Origin of the sequence: Schaalia canis, from assembly GCF_003858455.1 — a bacterium.
Classification (GTDB): Bacteria; Actinomycetota; Actinomycetes; order Actinomycetales; family Actinomycetaceae; genus Pauljensenia; species Pauljensenia canis.
Window position 1 is genome coordinate 1 of record NZ_RQZF01000002.1, and the last position, 22,570, is coordinate 22,570.

16 protein-coding genes are annotated in these 22,570 nt (G+C 60.5%); 1 reads left to right on the forward strand and 15 read right to left on the reverse strand.

From position 1 onward, the window contains the following. Window positions 1–651: 651 nt before the first annotated feature. Window positions 652–2,337 carry an FAD-dependent oxidoreductase gene (locus EII11_RS02530; RefSeq protein ID WP_124868337.1) on the reverse strand — a complete coding sequence of 562 codons (1,686 nt, stop codon included), beginning with the start codon at window positions 2,335–2,337 and terminating at the stop codon, window positions 652–654. Window positions 2,338–2,512: 175 nt separating this feature from the next. Between EII11_RS02530 and EII11_RS02535 the strand changes: the two genes are divergently transcribed. Further along, window positions 2,513–2,794 carry a metal-sensitive transcriptional regulator gene (locus EII11_RS02535; RefSeq protein WP_240623028.1) on the forward strand — a complete coding sequence of 94 codons (282 nt, stop codon included), beginning with the start codon at window positions 2,513–2,515 and terminating at the stop codon, window positions 2,792–2,794. A gap of 571 nt (window positions 2,795–3,365) precedes the next feature. Here the strand turns inward: EII11_RS02535 and EII11_RS02540 are convergent. From EII11_RS02540 to EII11_RS02605, 14 genes are all read right to left on the reverse strand, one after another. Continuing rightward, window positions 3,366–4,973, reverse strand: a complete 1,608-nt coding sequence (locus tag EII11_RS02540; RefSeq protein ID WP_124868339.1) for an alcohol dehydrogenase catalytic domain-containing protein — start codon at window positions 4,971–4,973, stop codon at window positions 3,366–3,368. A 55-nt stretch (window positions 4,974–5,028) separates the two neighbouring features. After that, on the reverse strand, window positions 5,029–6,045 hold the full coding sequence (locus EII11_RS02545; RefSeq protein ID WP_124868341.1) for an SDR family NAD(P)-dependent oxidoreductase: 1,017 nt from the start codon (window positions 6,043–6,045) through the stop codon (window positions 5,029–5,031). 63 nt (window positions 6,046–6,108) lie between these two features. Continuing rightward, the gene (locus EII11_RS02550; protein WP_124868343.1) at window positions 6,109–7,428 is read right to left on the reverse strand and encodes a PHP domain-containing protein; all 1,320 of its coding nucleotides are present in this window, start codon (window positions 7,426–7,428) and stop codon (window positions 6,109–6,111) included. 148 nt (window positions 7,429–7,576) lie between these two features. After that, the gene (locus EII11_RS02555) at window positions 7,577–10,027 is read right to left on the reverse strand and encodes an alpha-ketoacid dehydrogenase subunit alpha/beta (RefSeq protein WP_124868345.1); all 2,451 of its coding nucleotides are present in this window, start codon (window positions 10,025–10,027) and stop codon (window positions 7,577–7,579) included. A gap of 46 nt (window positions 10,028–10,073) precedes the next feature. Further along, window positions 10,074–11,435: a dihydrolipoyl dehydrogenase gene (gene lpdA / locus EII11_RS02560; RefSeq protein ID WP_124868347.1), complete on the reverse strand. Its 1,362-nt coding sequence runs from the start codon at window positions 11,433–11,435 to the stop codon at window positions 10,074–10,076. Between the two features lie 5 nt (window positions 11,436–11,440). Beyond that, window positions 11,441–12,796: a dihydrolipoamide acetyltransferase family protein gene (locus tag EII11_RS02565; RefSeq protein ID WP_124868349.1), complete on the reverse strand. Its 1,356-nt coding sequence runs from the start codon at window positions 12,794–12,796 to the stop codon at window positions 11,441–11,443. 9 nt (window positions 12,797–12,805) lie between these two features. Continuing rightward, window positions 12,806–13,558 (reverse strand): DeoR/GlpR family DNA-binding transcription regulator, encoded by a 753-nt coding sequence (locus tag EII11_RS02570; protein WP_124868351.1) that lies wholly within the window; start codon window positions 13,556–13,558, stop codon window positions 12,806–12,808. Between the two features lie 280 nt (window positions 13,559–13,838). Then, on the reverse strand, window positions 13,839–14,270 hold the full coding sequence (locus tag EII11_RS02575; RefSeq protein ID WP_124868353.1) for an RbsD/FucU family protein: 432 nt from the start codon (window positions 14,268–14,270) through the stop codon (window positions 13,839–13,841). A gap of 12 nt (window positions 14,271–14,282) precedes the next feature. Next, window positions 14,283–15,278, reverse strand: coding sequence for a LacI family DNA-binding transcriptional regulator (locus tag EII11_RS02580; protein ID WP_124868355.1), 996 nt, complete (start codon window positions 15,276–15,278; stop codon window positions 14,283–14,285). Continuing rightward, complete coding sequence (locus EII11_RS02585) at window positions 15,262–16,662, reverse strand: rhamnulokinase (RefSeq protein WP_124868357.1); 1,401 nt, start codon at window positions 16,660–16,662, stop codon at window positions 15,262–15,264. Before EII11_RS02585 ends, EII11_RS02580 begins: the two co-directional genes overlap by 17 nt. A 213-nt stretch (window positions 16,663–16,875) precedes the next feature. After that, window positions 16,876–18,639, reverse strand: a complete 1,764-nt coding sequence (locus tag EII11_RS02590) for an L-fucose isomerase (RefSeq protein ID WP_124868359.1) — start codon at window positions 18,637–18,639, stop codon at window positions 16,876–16,878. Window positions 18,640–18,822: 183 nt separating this feature from the next. Further along, a complete protein-coding gene (locus tag EII11_RS02595; protein ID WP_124868361.1) occupies window positions 18,823–19,830 on the reverse strand; it encodes an ABC transporter substrate-binding protein in 1,008 nt (335 codons plus the stop codon). 90 nt (window positions 19,831–19,920) lie between these two features. Continuing rightward, a complete protein-coding gene (locus EII11_RS02600; protein ID WP_124868363.1) occupies window positions 19,921–20,922 on the reverse strand; it encodes an ABC transporter permease in 1,002 nt (333 codons plus the stop codon). Then, window positions 20,919–22,436 (reverse strand): sugar ABC transporter ATP-binding protein, encoded by a 1,518-nt coding sequence (locus EII11_RS02605; protein ID WP_124868365.1) that lies wholly within the window; start codon window positions 22,434–22,436, stop codon window positions 20,919–20,921. The genes EII11_RS02600 and EII11_RS02605 overlap by 4 nt, the downstream gene beginning before the upstream one ends. Window positions 22,437–22,570 lie beyond the last annotated feature (134 nt).

The following is a 22,570-nucleotide window of genomic DNA, read 5'->3' on the forward strand; positions in this document are numbered from 1 at the left end:
GCCCAAACCAATGAAAACCGCTCACTCAGCGACCCACACCGTCCGGCGCAACGAGTAAATAATCTACACACCCCCACACCAACACGTCAAACCATTTTGCTGTGAGCGTGAACACACCCGGTGTTTTTCGCAGATTCCTGCGGAAAACACCGGGTGCGTCTGGTCGGCATCGGCCTCAGGCCTTCACCTGAATAGCGCATCAGGCCCGTTTCACGGCCTACTTTGCGGCTTCATGGTCTCCATCACACCATTTTGCCGGGGGCACGATCTCCTTCACGGAATCAATGTGCTGACCGCAGCCACTCCAGGTGATCTTGCCGCAGCTACAGGGAACAGGTTGGCACATAGTCCTCTCCTCTTTACTCGTTGAAGCGTCTGAATAACGTGTGTGCCCTACTTCTTCTTCGCGCCGAAAAGGCGCGCAAAGAACCCGGGAACTTGGGCCCGTTCTTCAGCTGTGTGCTTGCCATCGCACCATTGGTTACGTGGCACACCAGCCTTCACCGAAGCGATGTGCTGTCCGCAGCCAGCCCACGTGGTCTTACCGCATACCTTGCATGTCACTGCACGACACATGGTGTTCTCCTTTCATTGACTAATGAACGCCAGAGGTTCCCGAGAAGCGGAATACCCTCGGCACAACGTAGAAAATCAGTCTCCATAGACCAAGACTTCGGGGGCAGAGTCACCCAGATAGGCTTCCAAGCCCAGCATCCCCGCAGAGAGGGATGCCGAGGGAATACCCGCAGCCTTAAGCATGCGATGCGACAGGTAGGAACGCATGCCCGAGCGACAGTGGACGGCGACAAAACGCCCCTGTGCGGCCTCTCGCACCTCCTCCATTCGTTCACGTAGCTCGGTGTGCGGAATAACTAGTGCACCCTCAATGTGAACCTGCTCAGCTTCGGCAGGCGTACGCACGTCAAGAATCAGCGCATTTTCTTGCATATCCTCAAGCTGCCAGGGATACCAGAGGTCAAGGAAACCCTGGGCAACGTTTTCGCCCACCATGCCAAGCAGATTGACCGCGTCCTTCGCAGCGCCAAAGGGAGGCGCGTAACAAAGGTCAAGATCCATCAGATCTTCGACGGTCAGCCCACCACGCATTGCGGTCGCGATGACATCAATGCGTCGATCGATACCGTCCTCGCCAACACCTTGCGCACCCAGTAGCTCGCCGTTGAGATCGACGTAGAGAACGAGGAACATCTGCACGGCACCCGGGAAGTAACCGACATGATTGTTTGCCATGACATGCAGGGCACGGTAGTCAATACCCGCGCTGTCAAGCATTGAGCGGTTTGCGCCAGTGGTAGCAGCCATTAGCTTTCCTACGCGCACGATAGCTGTTGCCAGCGGCTGCGGCATAGGTCGCGCGTTGCCAGTCGCTCCAAAAGAGGCGGCGATGTCATCTGCGGCGAGGCGCCCGCCACGGTTGGCTGGGCCTGCAAGCTGAACGGGGCGGACACTGCCGGTTACGGCATGCACAGAGTTGACGGCATCACCGATTGCCCAAATGCCTGGGATATTTGTTCGACCGTGATGGTCAACGTTGAATGCACCGTTCTCACACTCGATACCAGCACTTTCAGCAAGCTCGGTGTTGGCGCGCACCCCCGCAGACGAGACAACAATATCGGCGGGGATTTGGGTCCCGTCAGTGAGTTCAACGATCACTCCGTGCTCGGCCTCGTGAATAGCAGCAACGGAGACGCCCTCGTGAAGGGTCACACCCAGGCGTCGCATTTCAACACGCAGAGGATGCACGATCTCCTGATCGAAGGGCATCAGGATGTGGGGAGCACCTTCAACGAGTGCCACCTCCAGCCCCGCTTCGGCAAGGTTTTCAGCAGCTTCGACGCCGATGAAGCCTGCACCAATGACGACAGCGCGCTTAGCGCCACCGTTCACGGCCGCCTTAAGGAAACGTGCGTCTTCGATGGAACGAAGCGTCCGCACCTCGGGGCGGTCAATACCGGGGATGGGAAGACGAACGGCTTCTCCACCTGGGGAAAGAACAAGGGCGTCGTATTCGAGCCATTCCTCGCCACGTTCATTTTTGACGAGGACGGCGCGGCGTTCAACGTCAATGCGAATCGCCTCGTGGTTGGTACGCACATCGAGGTTCAGCCATGCTTTCAGTTTGGCGGGGGTCTGAACCGTGAGGGCGGATTCTTCCTCGATCTCTCCGCCAACAAAGTAGGGCAGACCACAGGTTGCAACCGATACATCTGGGTCCTTTTCTAAAACGATGACCTCGGCGTCTTCCATGTGGCGTCGCATACGAGCGGCGCAGCTCATGCCGCCACCCACACCACCAACGACAACGATCCTCATATTTGTGTCCCTTCCTCAGGAGTGCCAAACATGTACACATAATACCCCCTGGGGTATATTTGTGGCTAGGTATTGTCTCACCATCGAGGACACTTCCAGAGTTTCTTGCCTGTCCTTTAGGATGCGTGAGTACACACCGCGTACACGCAGCGAAGAACAAACGAGGACGGACACCGTGAGCAACATTTCCGCGTCAACACCAGTGCCGGTCAGCGAACCAAAGAAAGTGCTCAATCGCCTCAAGCGTGCCCGCGGGCAACTCGACGCTGTCATTTCCGCCATCGAGAATGGTGCCCCCTGCGAGGAAATCATTACCCAGCTCTCTGCCGCACACTCTGCTGTGCGCCGCACGGCCTTCGTCGTTGTTGCAGGTGCCATGCGAGATTGCACCATCGACCCCAACCACAGTGAAGAGGACCTCGCCCGCCTGGAAAAACTCTTCCTTTCACTGTCCTAAAGGCTCACCCCCAAGCCCTGCGCCGACGTGGCAGGGTCTGTCCTCACTGGTTCATCTAGGCTGCGCCCCCACGCTATTGCTGCGTCGACAAAGACTGACTGCTCAGCAAAACGGTGGCTTGTTGTTATTCCGGTGACGTACACGTCACCGGTGTGTTGACGAGCCACCGGTTTACAAACAGGCAAGCAAAGCAGAGGGCGTGCGACGCTTGCGGCGCGGACGGGCACAGGGGCTTAAGTAGGAATGCCGCGAGCGGCGGCGCGGATGGGCATAGGACCTTAAGCAGGAATACCGCAAGCGGCGGCACGGCAGGCCATGAAGCAACACATGCTGGCGGCGTGCGGTGCTTGCAGCGCGGACGGGCATAGGACCTTCAGCAGGAATGCCGCTAGCGGCGGCACGGCAGGGCCTGGTCGGGCTTCGAGCCCCTTGCCGCGCAAGGGGCGAGCGGGCGGGCCGTGCCGCCGTTCCGGCATGAGAGTGCAAACACCAAGGCCCCGCCTGGTATTCCAGGCGGGGCCTCAGCACATTCAGCAGTGAACGCTACACAAGCCTTTCAGCTCAGGCAGCTTCACTTGGCTGTCGCTAGCAGAGCCTCTTCGGCAGCCTTGGTCCACAGGCCGTTATCGAGCTTGGCAGCAACCTCAGGCAGCTTCTCGCCCATCTCTGACAGCGGGGTCAGGCCCAGGTCGTGGAGCATGGGGAAGACCATGATCTTGCCGCCGGAGGTGCGGTTCATGACCGCGTTGATGGCATCGACGAAGCCAGCCATGCCGGTTACGGCGTACAGGGAGATGGTGGTGTCGATGATGCCTTCTTCGATCTTACGCAAAACGGTGCGCATGTCGGAGACATCCGAACCGGAGGTGCCCAGAACGAAGATGCGACGCTCAATAATGCCCTGCAAGTCGAACTCACCGAAGGTGCCTGCGGGAATACCGGCGAAGGCGTTGACGATGGAGTCTTCTGCTGCCAGGTCAATGGCCTGCGACACCAGTGCGGGCACGGGAACCATGCAGGACACGTGGGTGTAGCCGTATTCCAGGGGCGTTGTGGAGGTGTTGATGATCTCCAGAGGCACATTGCGGGCTTGGGCGACGGGGCCAACCACGCTGCGCAGGCCTTCAAGACGCTCGTCAGACAGGTCTGTGCCAGCAACGGTGATGCCAGGAACGCCTGAGGTGACAGCGCGCATGGTGTGCATCTGGCCCATGGGCCCAGCCGCACCGATGATGGCGATACGGTCGTTTTCACGCAGATCGCCATTAGCGGGAATCCAGGCGTAGCCGTCACGAGGATCAGAGCCTGTGGTGCCGCAGAAGCGGATGAAGTCGTAGTGGACGCGACCGATATCCAGGCTCACCTTGCGTTCGATACGCTCCCCACCCAGGACCACGCAGAAGGTGCCGCGGGTGCCGAGCAGCAGGGAGAGGGCCTCGATGACCTCGGCTGAGGCTCCGAAGTAGACGATGTCATCAAACTCTTGGCCTTCAACGGTGGACACCTCGGCGGCGGAGATACGCACGACCTCGCCGGGGACATGCTCGGCGGTCAGCTCATCAACAGAGCCTTCACCAATAACGAGGAGGCGACCACCGTCAGCAACGTGGTTGCGCTCTGCCCAGGCGTAGGAGCCTTCCACCGTCGCCCAGGGTTCGATCAGACCAACAGCGGCAGCTGAGGGAGCGTCGGAAACGTGGATAAGGAATTCTTCGCCGTCAGCGGGGTTCACAACGCAGCGTTCGTCGACAACAACGTATTCCTGAAGGGCTCCGTCGAAGTTGTAGCCGAAAGCGCCGTTGGACTTGGCGGTGCGCAGGTGCTTCCAGTCGGCCTGAACGAGCACGCGATCACCCACCTTGAAGTGGGTGACCTTGTCGCCAACTTCGATGACGCGGCAGACGGGTTCGTGGCCGGGAACGACGGGGGCTGAACCGGGCTTGTAGGAGGGGATTTCTGCCAGGGCATCCAGATCGATGCCGGCAATTACCTCAGACTTACGGGGGTGGTTGTCGAATGCGTGCAGTAGCTTGGTGTCGGAGAAGCAAATGCCGCAGGCTTCGACCTGAAGCATCATTTGGTGGGGGCCAACAGGATCGACAGACTTGTTGGGGTTGACGATCACCTCATCTGCGCCAACGATCTGGATCGCGTGCTGAGTGGTAGGGATCTCGCTCATGACTTCTTTCCTTCAGTAGGACGGGATCTTGCCGCCGGGGATAGATCGTTGGGGGTTAGTTCATCATGACCTGGCCGCCCGTGACGGGAACAGCCTGGCCGGTTTCGTATGCCTGCTCGACGATGTAGTAGATCGCGCGCAGGACGTCGATGCCTGTTGCACCGCGGCGCATCGGCACCTTGGATTCGTAGAACTCCTTGACTTCAGCAACGGTTGTCGCACCGGGCACCTTTCCAGATGCCAGGTATTGGACGAAGAGGCCCTTCTCCGGGTCGGACCACAGGGGGCCGTCGTAGAAGTTGCCGGGGCAGATGGCGTTGACCTTCACACCGTGCTCGACCATTTCCAGGGCGAAGGACTGGACCAGGCCAATACCGCCAAACTTTGAGCCAGCGTAGGCGGCGTTCTTATTGGAGCCCGCCAGGCCGGACTTGGAGTTGATCTGGATAATGTCGGTCAGCCATGCGGGTGCGGTGAGGTGCTGGCGGGCCAGCAGGGCTCCCACATGCTTGGTGACAAGGAAGAATGCCACGTAGTTGATGTCGGTGGAGAGCTTAAAGTCAGAGAGGTTCTGCTCCAGCACCGAGCCTGCACGCACAATGCCGGCATTGGACACGAGCAGGTCCAGGCCTCCGGTGACGCGGGCGATCTCATCAGCCATAGCAGCAACGGAATCTTCGTCGCCGACGTTGACGGTAATGGGATGGGTATTGGGGCCAAGCTCAGCACACTTGGCTTTGGCGCCTTCGCCGTTCAGGTCCGCAATGAACACGAAGCAGCCCTGATCCACCAGGCCCTTAGCGATTTCAGCGCCAAAACCCTGGGCGCCGCCAGTCACGACGGCCACGCGGCCGGAGATTTCGCGCTCGCCACGTTCGGTGGCGACGACCTCGAAACGCTCCTCGCCGACGGAAACGACGACAGGCAGTTCGACCTCGCCCAGCGAGTAGCCGATAAGTTCTTCTTCAGTGACGGGAAGAGCCAGGGTGGCCTCAGCCGTGGTGGGGCGCACGATCACTGGACGTTCCAGTGCTGAGAGGAAGAGTCCTCTCACGAGAGGTGCGACGGTCATGTGTTCCTCCATAGAGTTTTACGAGGGTTAGGCCCCATCGTTGGGGAGTGAAAAAGTGGACACTTATGCGCGACTTGCCGACTGCGCGAGCTCGCTGACATCCGCACCATCAGCAAAAGCGCGACCCAGGGGCGCGTATTCGGCAATGCGTTCGGCAAGGCGCTCGGGGGTGAGGCGTCCAGAGCCGAGGATGTGGAGCTCGGGGTCAACGGTGGACAGCGCCTCGTGCGCGACCATCGCCCAGGTGGCCTCGTTAAGATCAGCGAATTCAGGGCGACGCAGCTCCGGGCAGTTGAAGGACTGTCGCGGCTGGTTAATGTCAACGCCGGAGATCTCCAGCATGCCGTGGCGCAGGGCGAGCTCGTGGATACGTGCAAGCTGCTCAGGGGTGTTGCGCGGCGGCATGTAGGTGACAGCGCGGAAGCCTCGTTCTTCAAGGGCTTCGAAAAGCTCATCAAGGAATTCATCCTCGAACTTTTCTGCCTTCTTGTCACCCGTGGGCGAGGCGGCCACGTCACCAAGGTAGGCGTAGGCGGCGATCGCGCCGATGGAGTCAGCGAAGGCGACGACCTCGGCGGCTGTGGGGAGTTCGTCGGTGGGCTGGATGTAGATGCGGTCGAGGTATTCGGACTTGAGGACGCCCAGCAGGTCGTACATGAGGTGCGGATTGTCCGCATCCCCCAGCGCATCAGCGAGGGCGGGTGGAATGGTGACGCCCATGCCGGTTAGTCCTTCGACGAGGGCGGCGCCGCGTCCAAAGCCTGCGATGAGGGCGTCAGCCATGGCCGCGAGGAGGTGACGCTCGGTAATGCCGCCACCGTTGGCGTACTGGGAAATGTCCACCATGTCCTTTTGTGGGTCGAAGGGCTCAAGGCCCAGGTCGACCAGGATTGCATTGGCGGCTTCAGCCATAGCCAGGGTGCGGCGCAGGCGAGCCTCACGCTTGGGGGCGAGCCACTGGGCGACTGTCTCGCGCGCCCAAGCGGGCACACCCTGCACGGTGAGGTAAGCAATGCCGTAGGAGTCGGGGTTGTTGAGCTTACGGCTGGCGAAGGGGCCGTCGTTACCTTCTTCGAAGAAGGCGCGGCATTCAAAGCCCGTCACTGAACCCATGCCGAGGATGCGGCAGGCTTGGGTCATTTCATCGGCGGCGGCGATGGAGTCGTGGTCGACGGAGCCAACAACACGTAGTCCCGCGCGGCGGCCTCCAAGGGCGGCGGCGGCGGGCGTGTACGGGCTGAAGGAGTAGCAGGTGTGAATGTGGTTGTTGGACTCGACCTCCCATGCGGGGAAGGTTTCAGTGGAGGCGAGCTCGCGCAGGGCGGCGAGGCGTTCCTCGGGGGTGACTGTCACATCATTGGTGGCGTCATGAGTGGTGTGCATGGGTTCCTCACATCAGCGGCGACGATAGGAAGGTTTTTGGTGTGAAGTGTGTGCGGGCTGGGGTGGGGAGGGTGTTCTCCTCACCCCAGCCCGTGTGCTTTCTCAGTGGCGCGGCGTGAGATGCCGTCTCCTGAGTGAAGCTGGGACCTCAGATGCCCAGACGGTTGCGACGGATGATTTCGCCTTCGGTCTGGTTCGAGGTGGGCACGTGGCCGGGGATCGGCACAACGCGCTCGTGAATGGTGTCGATGATCCACTCGGGCTGCGGGAAGAAGATCGATTCGAGCTCGGGGCCGGGGGTAATGCCGTTGCGCGAGCCGACGACGGCGACGGGGGCGTCAAGATCGTCGAAGGCAAGGGTCTGGACTGTTGAGGCCACGGTGTGGAGGAAGGATCCACGTTCGACAGCGTCGGAGGCCAGAACCAGGCGGCCGGTCTTCTTCACGGAAGCCAGGAGCTTCTCGTAGTTCAAAGGAGCCACGAAGCGCAGGTCAATGACCTCAGCGGACATGCCGTACTTTTCTTCGAGGATCTTTGCTGCTTCCATCGCGCGGTACAGGGTTGCACCGTAGGTGGCGATGGTGACGTCGGTGCCTTCGCGGCGCACGGCGGGCTCGCCTTCGGGCGTCTCGTAGTAGCCAGTGGGGACACCGTCCTTTTCGAACTCTTCGCCCTTGTCGTACAGGAGCTGGGATTCGAAGAAGACCACGGGGTCGGTGCCTCGCAGGGCCAGGTTGAGCATGCCCTTAGCGTCGGTTGGGGTGGCGGGGAAGAACACCTTCAGACCAGGGATGTGGGCGGTCAGTGCCGACCAGTCCTGGGAGTGCTGAGCGCCGTACTTGTTACCCACGGACACGCGCAGGACCAGGGGCATCTTCAGTAGGCCAGCGGACATGGACTGCCACTTGGCCATCTGGTTGAATACCTCGTCACCGGAGCGGCCCAGGAAGTCACAGTACATGAGCTCGATAACCGCGCGGCCGCCGGCCATGGCGTAGCCAACACCGGCGCCAACAATCGAGGCTTCCGCGATGGGCGAGTTGAAGAGGCGACGGTAGGGCAGGGCCTCGGTCAGGCCGCGGTAGACGGCGAAGGCGCCGCCCCAGTCGCGGTTTTCTTCACCCCATGCTGCCATCGTGGGATCGATGGAGAAGCGGTGGAGCATCGCTTCAAAGAGAGCGTCGCGGAACTGGAACATCTTCATCTTCGAGACGGGCTTACCGTTCTCGTCGAATGCGGTGCGGATCTTCTTTTCGAGGGCGGCCACGCGGGGGTTGCCTTCGAGGGTGATCTCAGGCTCGCCTTCCTCCATTGCCTCGGTGGGCGTGTTGGAGAACATGACGGTTTCGATGTAGCCGTCGGCGATACGGGGGCACTTATCTTCGTCAGTGGCCAGGCGCAAAACCTTGGTGAGCTTTTCGGTGAAGGCTGCGGTGTAGGCATCAATGTCGCTCTGGGTGGTGAGGCCATTGGCGATGAGGAGCTCGGAGTAGGACTTGATGCAGTCCACGTTCTGCCACAGCTCGACTTCGTCGGCATTGCGGTAGGAGGAGGCGTCCGAGGGCGAGTGGCCGGAGAAGCGGTAGGTGAGGGTGTCCATGAGGACGGGGCCCTTGCCTGCTTCGAGGATGGCCTTCTTGCGGGTGGTGGCGTCTGCAACGGCGAGGGGGTTGATGCCGTCGACGCGTTCGGCGTGCATAGCCTCCGGGTTGAGGCCTGCGCCGACGCGGGCGAGGACCTCGTAGCCCATGGTTTCACCGAAGGTCTGGCCACCCATACCATAGAAGTTGTTGAAGAAGTTGAACAGGATGGGCGGGTAGCCGCCGTCCTCTTCACGCCACAGGGTGGCGAACTGGTCCATGGTGGCGAAGTTCATGGCTTCCCACACGGGGCCGCAGGCCATGGAGGCGTCACCAATATTGGAGATGACGATACCGGGCTTGCGGTTGATGCGCTTGAACAGTGCTGCACCGTTGGCGACGGGGGCCGAACCGCCAACGATGGCGTTGTTCGGGTAGGAGCCGAAGGGCAGGAAGAAGGTGTGCATGGAGCCGCCCAGGCCTCGGTTGAAGCCTGACTTGCGGGCGAAGATTTCAGCCAGGGCACCGAAGAGGATGAAGTTTTCGGTGAGGTCCTTGGTGTCGGTGTAGTCGATCTGCTCAGCGAAGGACAGGGTTTCTCCGTCAAGGAAGTCCTTCATGATCGTCTCAAGCTGGCTGTTGTCGATCTGACGCATTGCCGAGTAGCACTTGGCGAGGATTTCACCGTGGGAACGGTGGGAGCCGAAGAGCTGATCGTCGGGGGTGAGAACGAAGGACTGGCCAACGTAGGCGGCTTCCTGGCCAATACCAAGGTGGGCGGGGCCAGCGTGGTTGTATTCGATACCTTCCCACGAGCCGGTCTTCTTAATGGAGTCCAGCATTGACTCGAAGGTGCGCACAACGATCATGTCGTGGAGCATGCGTACCATGCCGTCCTTGCCGTAGCGGGCAAGTTCGGTGTCGAGGTTGAAGGTGTAGGTGTTGAGGGGGATCTCCGGGATGGTGAGTTTGCCGGGAGCGCGCACCACCGAGGGATCAACGATAAGAGACTTAGTCATTGTCGTGTTTCTTTTCTGCCTACTTTGGCGGTTTGGAGGAGAGGAATCAGAAAGCCCAGAGAGCTTCGCGGATGACTTCGGACACCGTCGGGTGCGGGAATACAAGCTGGCGAGCGTCCTCAATGGTCAGCTCGGTTTCCAGCATGGCCTGTGCGCCCCAGATCATTTCGGAGGCGTAGGCACCCAGGACGTGAACGCCCAGGATCTGGCGGGTGTGCTTGTCAGCGATGACCTTGGCAAAGCCCGGTGCGCGGAAGCCGTTTTCTGCGATGAAACGGCCCGACATGAGGGCAGGTGCCTTGGCGGTGATGATCTCGTGTCCAGCCTCAATAGCGGAGGCTTCGGTCATGCCAACGCCGGCCATTTCGGGGGCCGTGTACACCACCCACGGGACGGTGTTCCAGCGCATGACTTCACCGCGGCGGTAGGCCTCGGGGTCAAGGATATTGGCGGCGGCAACCTCGCCCATACGGTAGGCGGAGTGTGCCAGCGGGGAGCGACCGTTGCAGTCACCCACTGCCCACACGTTGGGCAGGTTCGTGCGCATACGATCGTCGACAACGATACCGCGAGGAGTCATCTCCAGGCCGGTGTTTTCTGCGCCCCAGCCCTGCAGTGCGGGGCGGCGGCCAACGGCCATGAGGATGACGTCGGCGTCAACGGTCTGGGCAACCCCATCCTTGGAGTAGGTGATAGTGCCATCGGAGATGGACTCGACCTTGCATCCCATTTCGAAGGTGACGTTTTTGAGGGCCTTGCGCAGCGCGGAAGCAACCTCGGCATCAGCAAAGGGAGTGATCTCGGCGGCCATTTCAATGACGGTGACCGTCGTGCCCAGCGCAGCGTAGAGTGCTGCGAACTCAACGCCGATCACGCCGCCGCCGACAACAGTCAGACGGGAGGGAACGGTTTCGAGGGAGAGGATGCCCGTGGAGTCAACAACCTTGGGGTTGTCGGCTGCGCCCGGGATTGGGGGCATGACGGGCACGGAGCCGGTGGCGAGGATGACGTGTTCGGCGGTGTAGGTGGTGCCCTCAACCGTCACACGTCCGGGGCCTTCAAAGATGCCGCGGGCGTTGAGGACGGTGACGCCAGCCTTCTTTTCTGCCATGCCCACACCGGCGACGAGGCCCTTAACGACCTCGGCTTTCCAGGCCTGCATGCGCTCCCAACTGTAGGAGACGCCCTCGGCATGAACGCCAAACTGGTCGCCTTCAAGAGCGTGGGTGTAGGTCTTGACGGAGTTCAGCAGGGTCTTGGTGGGGATGCAGCCCACGTTGAGGCAGGTGCCGCCAAGGGCGACTTCTTCAACGAGGAGGACCTTCTTGCCTGCGTGGCCGAGGCGTTCAGCAGCGAGGTAGCCGCCGGGGCCACCACCGAGGACGATAACGTCGAATTCAGTAGTCATATCTCTCATCCCAGAACAGTGACGTCGATGTTTTCAATGGCGGCGACGAGGTCGCGCAGGAAGCGAGCGGCATCCGCACCGTCGATGACCTGGTGGTCAGCGGTGAGGGAGAAGCCGATGCGCTGTTCCACGCCCACGCTGCCGTCTGCAAGGACGACCGCGCGAGGAGTAATGGCAGCCACGCCCAGAATGGCGGTCTGGGGGCGGTTGATGATCGGGGTGAAGGTTTCCACGCCGAAAGAGCCCAGGTTGGACACGGTGAAGGTGCCGCCCGAGAGCAGATCGGGGCTGATGGTTCCAGCGATGGCGTCGGCAGCAAGCTGCTTGGAGGCGGCGGAGAACTGCTTGAGGGTCATGGCCGATGCGCCGCGAACCACGGGGACGAGCAGGCCACGGGGGGTATCTGCTGCGAAGCCGAGGTGGACGTTTTCGAAGGTGGTGAGCACGCCGTCAGCCAGGGTGGCGTTAAAGACGGGGTACTTGGTGAGGGTCTTAACAACGGCGTAGCCCACGAGGTCACCGATGGTGATGGCGTTCAGCCCCAGGGACTCGTCAGCATTCTTGAGCTTCTTACGCATAGCGAGCAGACCGTCAGCCTTAGCTGAGACGGTGTAGGACAGTTGCGCGGCCTCTGCCAGGGAGGCGACCATGCGTTCTGCAACGACCTTGCGAATACCCTTGAGGGGTGCTGATTCGGTGGCACCGGGGTATTCGCCTGCGGAAACAGGGGCAGCAGCACTGGCAGCAGCAGGTGCTGGCGCTGCGGCTGCACCTGCAGCAAGGTCAGCGGTGGAGACGCGTCCGCCGAGGCCGGTTCCAGAGCCACTTGCGCCTTCTGCGCGGGCGGCGGAGGTGGCGGGGTTGGCGGCCAGGTGAGCTTGAACGTCGCGTTCGATGACGCGTCCGCCAGGGCCAGAACCTTCGGTGACGGCGGAGGCGTCAAGACCATGGCCTTCAGCGAGGCTGCGTGCGCGCGGGGAGATGGCGCCGCCGGAGGCGGAGGTCGCAAAGGAGGGAGCGGGAGCTTCGGCTGCGGGGGCGGCCTCGGCGGGAGCCTCGTCGTTGGATGCTGCGGGGGCAGCGTCGGTGCTGCCGCCGGGCACGAGGGAGGAGATGTCTTCGCCGGGCTCACCGAGGATGATGAGGGGATCCTTGACGGGGACTTCGTCGCCTTCTTCCCACAGGAGTTTCAGGACGGTGCCAGCGTCAGTGCTTTGCACCTCCATGGTGGACTTATCTGTCTCAACCGAGCACAGAACCTGGTCGACGGCGACGGTGTCGCCAACGGCGACCTCCCACGACATGATCAGGCACGACTCGACCGAGTTGCCGAGCTGGGGCATCACCACGATGGTGGCCATGTGTTCCTCCTAGACGACACGCAGTTGCGTGTGCTCTTCCAATTCCTTGACCGATTCAGCGGTGAGGGCGTCATCGGTGATGATGCCGGTGACCTCTCCGATGTCCATATAGCTGACAAATCCGCTGCGACCGTACTTTGACGAGTCTGCGAGCAGCCAGGTCTCCTCAGCGCGGGCTCGCATGAGGGATCCGACTTGTCCACCTTCGACAAGTTGCGTGGTGAGGCCACGGTCGATGGTGAATCCGTCGGTGCCCAGGAATGCAATGCGGGCGTTGAAGGCGTTAATGGAGCGTTCAGCGACGGGGCCGACGAGTGATTCCGATTCGGGCCGGAATTGGCCGCCTGTCAGCGTGATGCTCAGTTGGGGGTTGTTTCGCGCGTTGGCGAATACGAGGACGGAGTTGGTGACGATTTGCACCCCTCGACGTCCAAAAAGGTAGCGGACCATCATGGCGCAGGTGGTGCCTGCTTCGATCATGATGCGGTCATCGTCGCGCACGAGGGCGGCGGCCGCAGCTGCGATGCGTTCTTTTTCTTCGACGCGGTCGCTTTGACGCAGGTGGATGTTGCGATAGGCGGTGGGGCGTGCGCCGCCGTGGGTGCGCACAAGGTAGCCGTCTTCTTCGAGGCCTTTGAGTGTGGAGCGGATGGTGACTGGGGAGACGCCAAGTTCTTCGGAGAGCACGTTGACGCTGACCTCGCCATTCATGGCGAGGCGGTCAAGGATGTGGTTCGCGCGTTCAACGCGATCCATGCTCATTGCGGTCACTTCCTCGTGATGTCCGAAGGGCAAGCCCTTCCGTTTATCTTTCTCTTGTGGCCATAATAATCGATAAAACGAAAGACAGCAAGGTCACATTCCACTGAGAAGATACCTCTGACGACAGCCTCTTGAGTAGGACTTTCCCTTGATAAGTCGGCAGAATATGCGGGAGGGCCTGCCGTTTCGTCCCACCACGACAAACGACAGACCCTCTCGATCAGAGTTTCACCTTTGCAAGGCAAATGAAAGGACTAAGGTCCTTCACAGGCTCGGGGATTCATTCACCCGGCTGACGCACTCCCACTGTCAGCAGCAGATTCGCGTACAAGCGCTGATCGCCGGTGGCAATGATAATGCCGACATCCCCGCTGCGGGCAGCATCATAGAATGCCCAGCGCTTAATCTCGCCGAACTCGACATCAGGCAAAGCAGCGCGGTAATCGTCGTGGGCATCAATGACGATGGGGTCATTGTCATCCTCAGGCACCATAATTTCGGCCTTCTCAATCGGAATGGTTCGCTTGAGAACGTCAAGCACCTGATTGACATCCAGCAGGCCGGGGGCAAGGTTGAGTGAAACAAGCTCACACAGTTCGTTGACGCCAGTGGTGTGGGGGTAGTTGCCGTCAGCAATAAGGATCTTCGAACCGTGGCCTGCCGCAGCCAGAGCACGCAGAAGTTGGGGATGGGTCATGGGTCCGTACAGCATTGTCGGGTCCTTTCATACAAGCGAGCTGTTCCGGATGACCAGCTCAGGTTCAATCAGAACATCTGTGGGAGCTTCACCCTCAAGCAGGGAAGCCATTTGGTTGATAGCCGCCCGTCCCACCAGGTCAAAGCGCTGACGAATCGTGGTCAGGGGAGGTAGATAACATTCTGCCCCATCGTTGTCGTCAAAGCCGACGATCTTCACCTCGTGGGGAATGTCCACCCCGCGCTCATGAAGAGCACGCATCGCACCAAGAGCAAGCTGATCGTTAGCCGCCACGAAACCTTCAGGGAGAGTCGCCATAGCTTTCACCGTGCGATAGCCGTCCTCTGCGTTCCACGACGGATTCGTCACGATGTCGTAGTTGACGCCTGCGGCTTCGCAAGCTGTCACAAAACCTTCGCGACGTCGGTCGGCATCGCTCCAACTATCCGGGCCAGCCAGATGGGTGAGGCTACGCACTCCTGCCTGGCACAGGTGCCGGGTTGCCACCTCGGTACCGTGGGCATTATCCACTGACACAGTCGATACTCCCGGCAGGTTCGTCTCATTCGCTAGAAGAAGAACCGTCGGCGTATGCGTAGCCATCTCCATCGCCAACTCAACTGTTGGCTGCTGGCCGCCCAGAATAATGACACCATCCACTTGGAAAGGAGGGGCACCATTGTCGATTCTTCCCGCACCGAGATAAGCGTTCGTCACACTCACCGTGTAATCTGCCCCACCGGCCTCGTCCATCACAGCCAACAGAGTCTGGCCGTGACCGTGGAACATTGGCGCAGCCAGAACCACATGGAGCACGCCGGTTTTATTTCCCGCCAGGGCACGGGCAGCGTAGTTGGGACGATAGCCAACTTCGTCAATGATCTCCGCAATCCTGCGTCGCGTAGAATCAGCAACTTCGCCATCGCCCCGCACCACGCGGGACACAGTGTTAGAGGACACGCCCGCTAGCCGCGCAACGTCGGCTAGCGAGACGCGCCTTCGCCGTTCACGGGTTGTGGACACGAGTCTGAGCCGTCTCAGCGATAACAGCGGGACGATCTGCTGGGTCGAGGTGTCCCATGATCTCAAGCTGCGCCAGCAAGCCACCGAGGATCGAGGCCTCGATAGGCCCGGCGACCACGCGCACATTCGCCAGGCGAGCGGTCAGATCCGACAGCAGGTGGTTGCGTGCACCGCCGCCGACGAGGTTAAGCTGCTCGGGGCGCTCCCCCACAATCGCCGCCAAGTCATCAATGGCGCGCGCATAGCGGCGAGCGAAGGACTCAATAACAAGGCGGACGTATTCCGGCATGGAGGTCGGCGCTGCGACACCTTGCTCAGCCATTGCCTCGTCAATTTTTTCGACCATGCCGCCAGGTTCGGCAAAACGCGGATCGTCGGGATCGAAAACGGCCTCGCACGGTGCACACTCGCGGGCCTGAGCGACAAGCTCATCAGTATCAGTGGGGGTTCCCTCACGTTCCCACTGGCGCTGGAGTTCCTGCAGAATCCACATGCCGGTGATATTAAACAGAGGGCGCACGCCACCATCAGTGCGGCCTTCATTTGTCAGGCCGATGGCGTAGGCTTCGGGGCTGATCAACGGCTCATCTTCCATGGCGCCCAAAACCGACCAGGAGCCAGCCGACAGGAAGAATGCCTTCTTCACGCTGTCTTCAATAGGCAGGCCGTGGACAGCACAGGCGGTGTCATGGGCTCCTGCGCGGACAACAGTGAGATGTTCAAGGCCAGGCACAGTGCACGGGCCAACGACAGTGAGGTCCTTGTTGAGTTCCCCGGCCCACTCCTTCTTCAGGCCAAGGCGGGTGAAGACCTCGTCAGACCATTCACGCGCGCCCGGGCCACACAGGCCCGAGGTGGAAGCAATCGTGCGGGACCAGCCCTTCACGCCGGTGAGTTTCCAAGCGAAATAGTCAGGAAGGAACAGGAAGGTTGCGATCTCGTCAACCTGTTCGGGGTGTTCCTGGGTGAGGGCAAAGAGTTGATTAGCGGAGTTAATGGTTGCCGGAGCGTTTCCGGTCAGTTCAAAGAACTCCTCATCACCAATGCGGGCGCGGAAGGCATCGTGGGTGCGGACGGTGCGCTCGTCACGGTAGGCAAGCGACTTACCAACAATTTCGTCATTGCTGTTCAGGGGAACGAAGTCAACGCCCCAGGTGTCAACAGAGATAGAGACGGCGTCGGGGAACTGTTCCGCAGCCTTTTTCAGGCCAGCGACAAGTTCTGTCCACATGGTGTCCAGGTCCCACACCAGGTCGTCACCGTCGCGGCGCGCCTCATGGTAAAAGCGGTGAACCTTCGTGATCTCAAGATGTCCATCAACAAGAGTGCCGGCAAGAACGCGACCGGACGAGGAGCCAAGATCAACGGCAAGTGCGGTAGTCATAGCGTGGCCCTTCCTGGGCAGTGAGAGGAGAGTCGAAGCAGAATCGGCCGCATCTTTGCGGCCCAAAAGCCTAGGTGGTGGGGTGTGCTGTGGGGTGAATACCCGGAGTATCCACCCCACAGCCACCTGTGCTTATTCACGAGAGTAACGCGTCAATGCGTTCCTTTCTCGCGGTGAGCGCCCAACGTGGAGGCACTCAGTTGCTAACGAGCGTCAGCGGTACATGGGACCGTAGGTCTGGCAGGCGCGGTAGTCGGCGCTTTCCAGATCTGCGGTGCCAAAGAGCGACCAGGACTTCGGGCGGAAGATGCGATCCTCGGAGACATTGTGCATGTTCACGGGGATGCGCAGCATCGAAGCCAGGGTGATGAGCTGAGCGCCGATGTGACCGTAGGAGATCGCACCGTGGTTGGCACCCCAGTTGTTCATCACGTCGTAGACCGAAGCGAAGGCGCCTTCACCGGTGAGGTTCGGGACGAACCAGGTGGTGGGCCATGCGCGGTCGGTGCGGTTTTCGATGGTGGTGGCTACTTCGTCGGGCAGCTCCACGGTCCAGCCTTCAGCGATCTGCAGGACGGGGCCAAGGCCAGCAACGAGGTTGATGCGGCTCATGGTCACGGGCATTTCGCCGGAGGTGCGGAAGTGGGTGGAGAAGCCGCCGCCGGGGAAGTACTCGTAGGTGGCAGGGTGGAAGGTGGTGGCATCCAGTGCTGCCTGGCAGTCTTCCTCGGTCATCTCCCACCAGGGCTTGATGACGTTCTCGCCGTCACGTACGGACTTGCCAGCGCCGTCCATCGAGGTCGAGCCGGAGTTGCGCAGGTCAAGCAGACCAACGGCAGCGCGGCCTTCGGGCTTCCAGCCGGTGACGCGTTCGATGGATTCGGGGCTCCAGTAGGTGCGCACGTCGGAGAAGATCTGCGGCGTGCCGGTCAGGAGGTGGCCGAAGAGCATGGAGGCGCCGTTGAGGGAGTCATTCTCGGTGGCGAGGATGTAGGGCTGGCGGATGCCCGTCCAGTCGAAGTTGGTGTTGAGGATCGTTTCGAGGACGTCACCGTTGGGCATGTGGTCGGTCCACTGGCGCTGTCCCTGGAAGCCACCGGCGAGGGCACCGTGACCGAGGGCTTCTTCACCCCAGCCAATTTCAGCGAGCTTGGGGTTACCGCGCATGAGGTCACGACCAATAATGGTCATCTTGGCGCAGATCTCCCACCACTCGTCATGGAGTTCGGGGTGCTGGTTGAAGTCGGGGTTGAAGTCTTCGCCCTGGGTGAGGTTTTCACGCATCCACTTGAGGGCGGCTTCGTATTCTTCTTCGTCGTAGATCTTTTCATCCATGCGGCGGATGAACTCGGTCATGTCGATGTATTCGTTGCGCATGCCCAGGTAGGGGCCGAAGAATTCGTCCTTGACGACCGAGCCGGCAATACCCATGGAGACTGAGCCCATGGACAGGTAGGACTTGCCCTTCATCTGGGCGACAGCCAGACCGGCCTTGGCGTAATCAAGGAGTCGGCCGCGCACGTCTGCGGGGATGGATTCGTCGTCGGAATCCTGAACTTCCTTGCCGTAGATGCCAAAGGCTGGGATACCTAGCTGTGCGTGTCCGGCGAGGGCGGCTGCGAGGTAGACGGCGCCGGGACGTTCAGTGCCATTGAAGCCCCAGATGGCGTGGGGCATGGTGGGATCCATGTCCACGGTTTCGGTGCCGTAGCACCAGCAGGGGGTGACTGAGAGGGTCAGGCCGACACCATTGCGGGCGAACTTCTCGGCGCATGCTTGCGCTTCAGCGACGCCGCCGATGGTGGTGTCTGCGATGACGACCTCAACGGGGGTGCCGTCGACGTAACGGAGGTTCTCGGTGAAGAGTGCCGCGACGCGCTTGGCCATGTTCATGGTCTGATCTTCGAGGCTTTCACGGACTCCGCGGCGACGACCGTCGATGGTGGGGCGGATACCAATGCGGGGATGGTCTGTCATGTTGTTCCCTTGTCCTTTGTGTGTGGAGGTGGTGGGTGTATCTCTGCGGCTTCACTGCCCGGGAGTCGCGCACCCCTGAAATCTGTGATTTTCCTTGATTACCGGTGGTGTGACAGTGGGGCGGGGCGCAGCGCGCACCGCCCCACTGTCGGTTTCAGTCACTCATTGAGGGACTGAGAAACCTCACTCGTAGAGGTTGGGCTTGATCTCGTCGTCTTCGATGTTGGCCTTGTCGTACCAGTAGAAGCCGGAGTCAATGATCTTCTCGAGCTTTTCACCCTTGATGGCCTTGACGGCGGCCTCAACGGTCATGCGTCCCATCTTCTTGGGGGCCTGGGTGATGGCGCCAGCCTGCTTGCCTTCCTTGATGGCGGCAATCTGGGTCTTGCCGGAGTCGAAGCCGACAACCTTCAGCTCAGCCTTGCCCGCTTCGGTGGCACCCTGGATGGCGCCGGTAGCGGCAGCTTCGTTGGAGCCGTAGAGGCCAACGAGTTCGGGGTTAGCCTGGATGAGAGCCTTGGCGGTGTCTGCAGCCTTGCCGACCTCACCTGCGTACTGGGGATCGAGGAGGGTCACGTCAGGAGCGTTGGTCTTGATGTATTCCTGGAAGCCTTCGCAACGCTGCTTGCCGGTCTGGGAGGTCTGGTCGTGGCAGATGAGACCAACGGTGCCCTTGCCGCCGATGAGTTCGACCATGTGCTTTGCAGCTTCAGCAGCAGCAGCCTTGTTGTCGGTCTGAACGGTGGTCAGAGGAATGTCGGACTCAACGCCGGAGTCGAAGGCGATAACGGGGATGCCAGCGGCCTTGATCTCTTCAAGGACGGGGGCTGCAGCCTTGGAGTCAAGAGCGGCGAAGCCGATAGCCTTGGGGCCGGAGGCGAGGGCGGTCTTGAGCTGGTCGAGCTGCTCGGTGACCTTGGTTTCATCCTGAGGACCGACGAACTCAACGGTGTAGCCGAGTTCCTTGCCAGCCTCTTGAGCGCCTTCATTCACTGCCTGCCAGAAGCGGTGCTGGAAGCCCTTGGACACCAGGTAAATGGTGCCGCCTTCTTCCGTTGCGGGAGCCTCGGTTGCAGGGGCTTCAGATGCAGGTGCATCTGCTGCGGGGGCGGTGGAGCCGGAGCAGGCGGCCAGGCCGAGGGCCATCACGCATGCGGCGGCAACTGTGGTCATACGTCCGATGGAGCGCATTGATTTTCCTTTCTTGGGGACGAGAAACGCCGGCGTTTCTCGTGCTTGGGGGTGGGCGCGAGGCCCGTTCTCATCTGTTGTTTAGGGGGCTCACACTGCGGCAGCGCGAGCGCGGCGGATGTTGTCAACGAAGACGGCCAGGAGGACGACGATACCGGTGACGACGAGCTGCCATTCGGCGGCGACACCCATCATGGTCAGGCCCTTCTTGAGGGTTTCCATGAGGAGGGCACCGATGAGGGTACCGAAGATCGAGGCGCGGCCACCGGCCAGGGAGGTGCCACCGATCACGACTGCGGCGATGACGTTGAGCTCGAAGCCGACGCCTTCAGCGGGCTGAACGAAGCCGAAACGTGCCGAGTAGAGGATGGCGCCGAAAGCCATGAAGATGCCCGCGACCATGTAAATGATGATCTTCCACTTGCGCACATCCACACCGGAGAGGCGGGTTGCTTCTTCGTTGGAGCCGATGGCCAGAGCGTAGCGTCCCAGGACGGTCTTGTTCATCAGGAAGGCTGCGATGATGGTGGCGATGATGAAGAAGAGTGCTGCGTTGGACAGGCCGGGAATGATATTGCCGGTGGAGAGGAAGATGTAGCCGGGGTTAGCAATCGAGATGGTTGCGGTGCCGGAGATGATGAGGGCCAGACCGCGGGCGACCATCATCATGGCCAGGGTGGCAATGAAGGGTGGAAGTCCCAGGATTGAGACATTCACACCGTTAATAACACCCATGAGGGCACCCAAAGCGATGGTCAGGACGAGGCCGGCAGCTAGGGGCAGGTTAAGCCAGTCGGCGGAGAGGAAGACACCAGCACCGACGGCAACGAGGGTCATACCTGTACCGACCGAGAGGTCAATGCCGGAGGTGGCGATAATAAATGTTGCGCCCAGGGCCATCACGCCCATGTAGGCTGCCTGCAGCAGAATATCGGTGAAGATGCTGAACTGCGCGAACTTCGGTGCTGCGAACATGAAGAAGATGTAGACGACGATCAACGCCAGCATGACGAAGACAAGCTGCATCTGGGACTTAATCGACGCGAGAACGCGGTTCGGCGTCTTGGCATCGAGGGCTTTAGCGTTGCTCACGCGACTACTCCATTCGCTTCTTCCTGACCGACGGTGGCCAGTTCCATAATGTTTTCTTGGGTGGCTTCCTCATTGTCGAGGGTGCCGATGATACGACCGTGTGCCATCACCGCGATACGGTGGGACAGGCGCAAAACCTCGGGCAGTTCAGAGGAGATCATGATGATTGCCTTGCCCTGGGCGGCGAGGGCTTCGAGAAGCTGGTAGATCTCTTCCTTTGCACCAACGTCGATACCGCGGGTTGGTTCGTCGAAGATCAGCACATCAGAGTCTCGGATCAGCCACTTGGCGATAACAACCTTCTGCTGGTTGCCACCGGAGAGGTTGCGCAGAAGCTGGTTGATCGAGGGGGTACGGGTGCGCAGCTTGTCGGTGTATTCCTGGGTGACAGAACCCACCTTGGCATCTTTGATGACGCCCAGCGAGGTGAAGGCTTCCATGGTGGACAAGATGGTGTTGAACTTGATGTCTTGTTCAAGCAGGAGGCCGAATCGCTTGCGGTCTTCGGAAAGGTAACCGATACCTGCCTTGACTGCATCGCGGCAGCTGTGCACGTTCACGGTCTTGCCATTGACGGCAATCTCGCCTGTCACGCGGGGGTCGGCACCAAAGACGCAGCGTGCGACCTCAGTGCGGCCTGCGCCCATAAGGCCTGCGAAGCCAAGGATTTCACCCTTGCGCACCTCAAAGGAAACATCCTTGAGAAGCTTGGTGGTGGACAGACCCTTAACGGAGAGAACAACGTCATCTGAAACGCGAGGGTTCGTGGGGCGAGCATCTGCTGCAACCTCGCGGCCCACCATCATCGAGATGATTTCACGCATCTCAACGTCCTTGGTGGTGACGGTGCCAACATACTGGCCGTCACGCAGAACGGAGACGCGGTCGGTGATCTCTTCGATTTCCGGCATGCGGTGCGAGATGTAGATCAGGCCCGTCGTGGGGGAAACGAAGTCGCGGATCAGTCCGAAGAGAGTTTCAGTTTCCTGGGTGGTGAGTGCCGCGGTGGGCTCATCCATGACGAGGATGCGTGCGTCGTAGGACAGTGCGCGAGCAATTTCCACCATCTGCAGGCGGGCAACAGTCAGATCACGGCAGTACGCCGATGGGTCGATGTCCATACCCAGGCGGTCAAAGAGTTCACGAGCCTGCTTTTCAAGCTGTGCGTCCTTGATGTAGCCCTTATTGGTCGAGCCTGGGCGACCAATGTAGAGGTTCTGGGCAACAGTAAGGTCAGGAATGATGTTGAGTTCCTGGTGGATGATGCTCAGGCCTAGGTCGCGAGCATGGTTGGGATCGCGAACCGCGACCTTCTGCCCTTCGAGCCAAATTTCGCCGCCTGGATCGGCGGTGTAAATACCCGTGAGGATCTTCATCAGTGTGGACTTACCAGCACCATTTTCGCCACACAGGCCCAAAACCTCACCAGCGCGCAGGTCAATGTTGACGTTGGACAACGCCTTCACGCCGGGGAACGTCTTGGAGATCCCCTTTAATTCGAGTAAGTTCGTCACTTCTCACCCCTTCGTGCCAATCACATCTCTGTGGTCGGGCTGAAAACCCCTCTTCGTTAACGCTAACGAAACCGAATAGAGGAGGCACCCTCTTTGGTGTGACACCCATCGTAGGGCAGATTGTGCTCTACGAC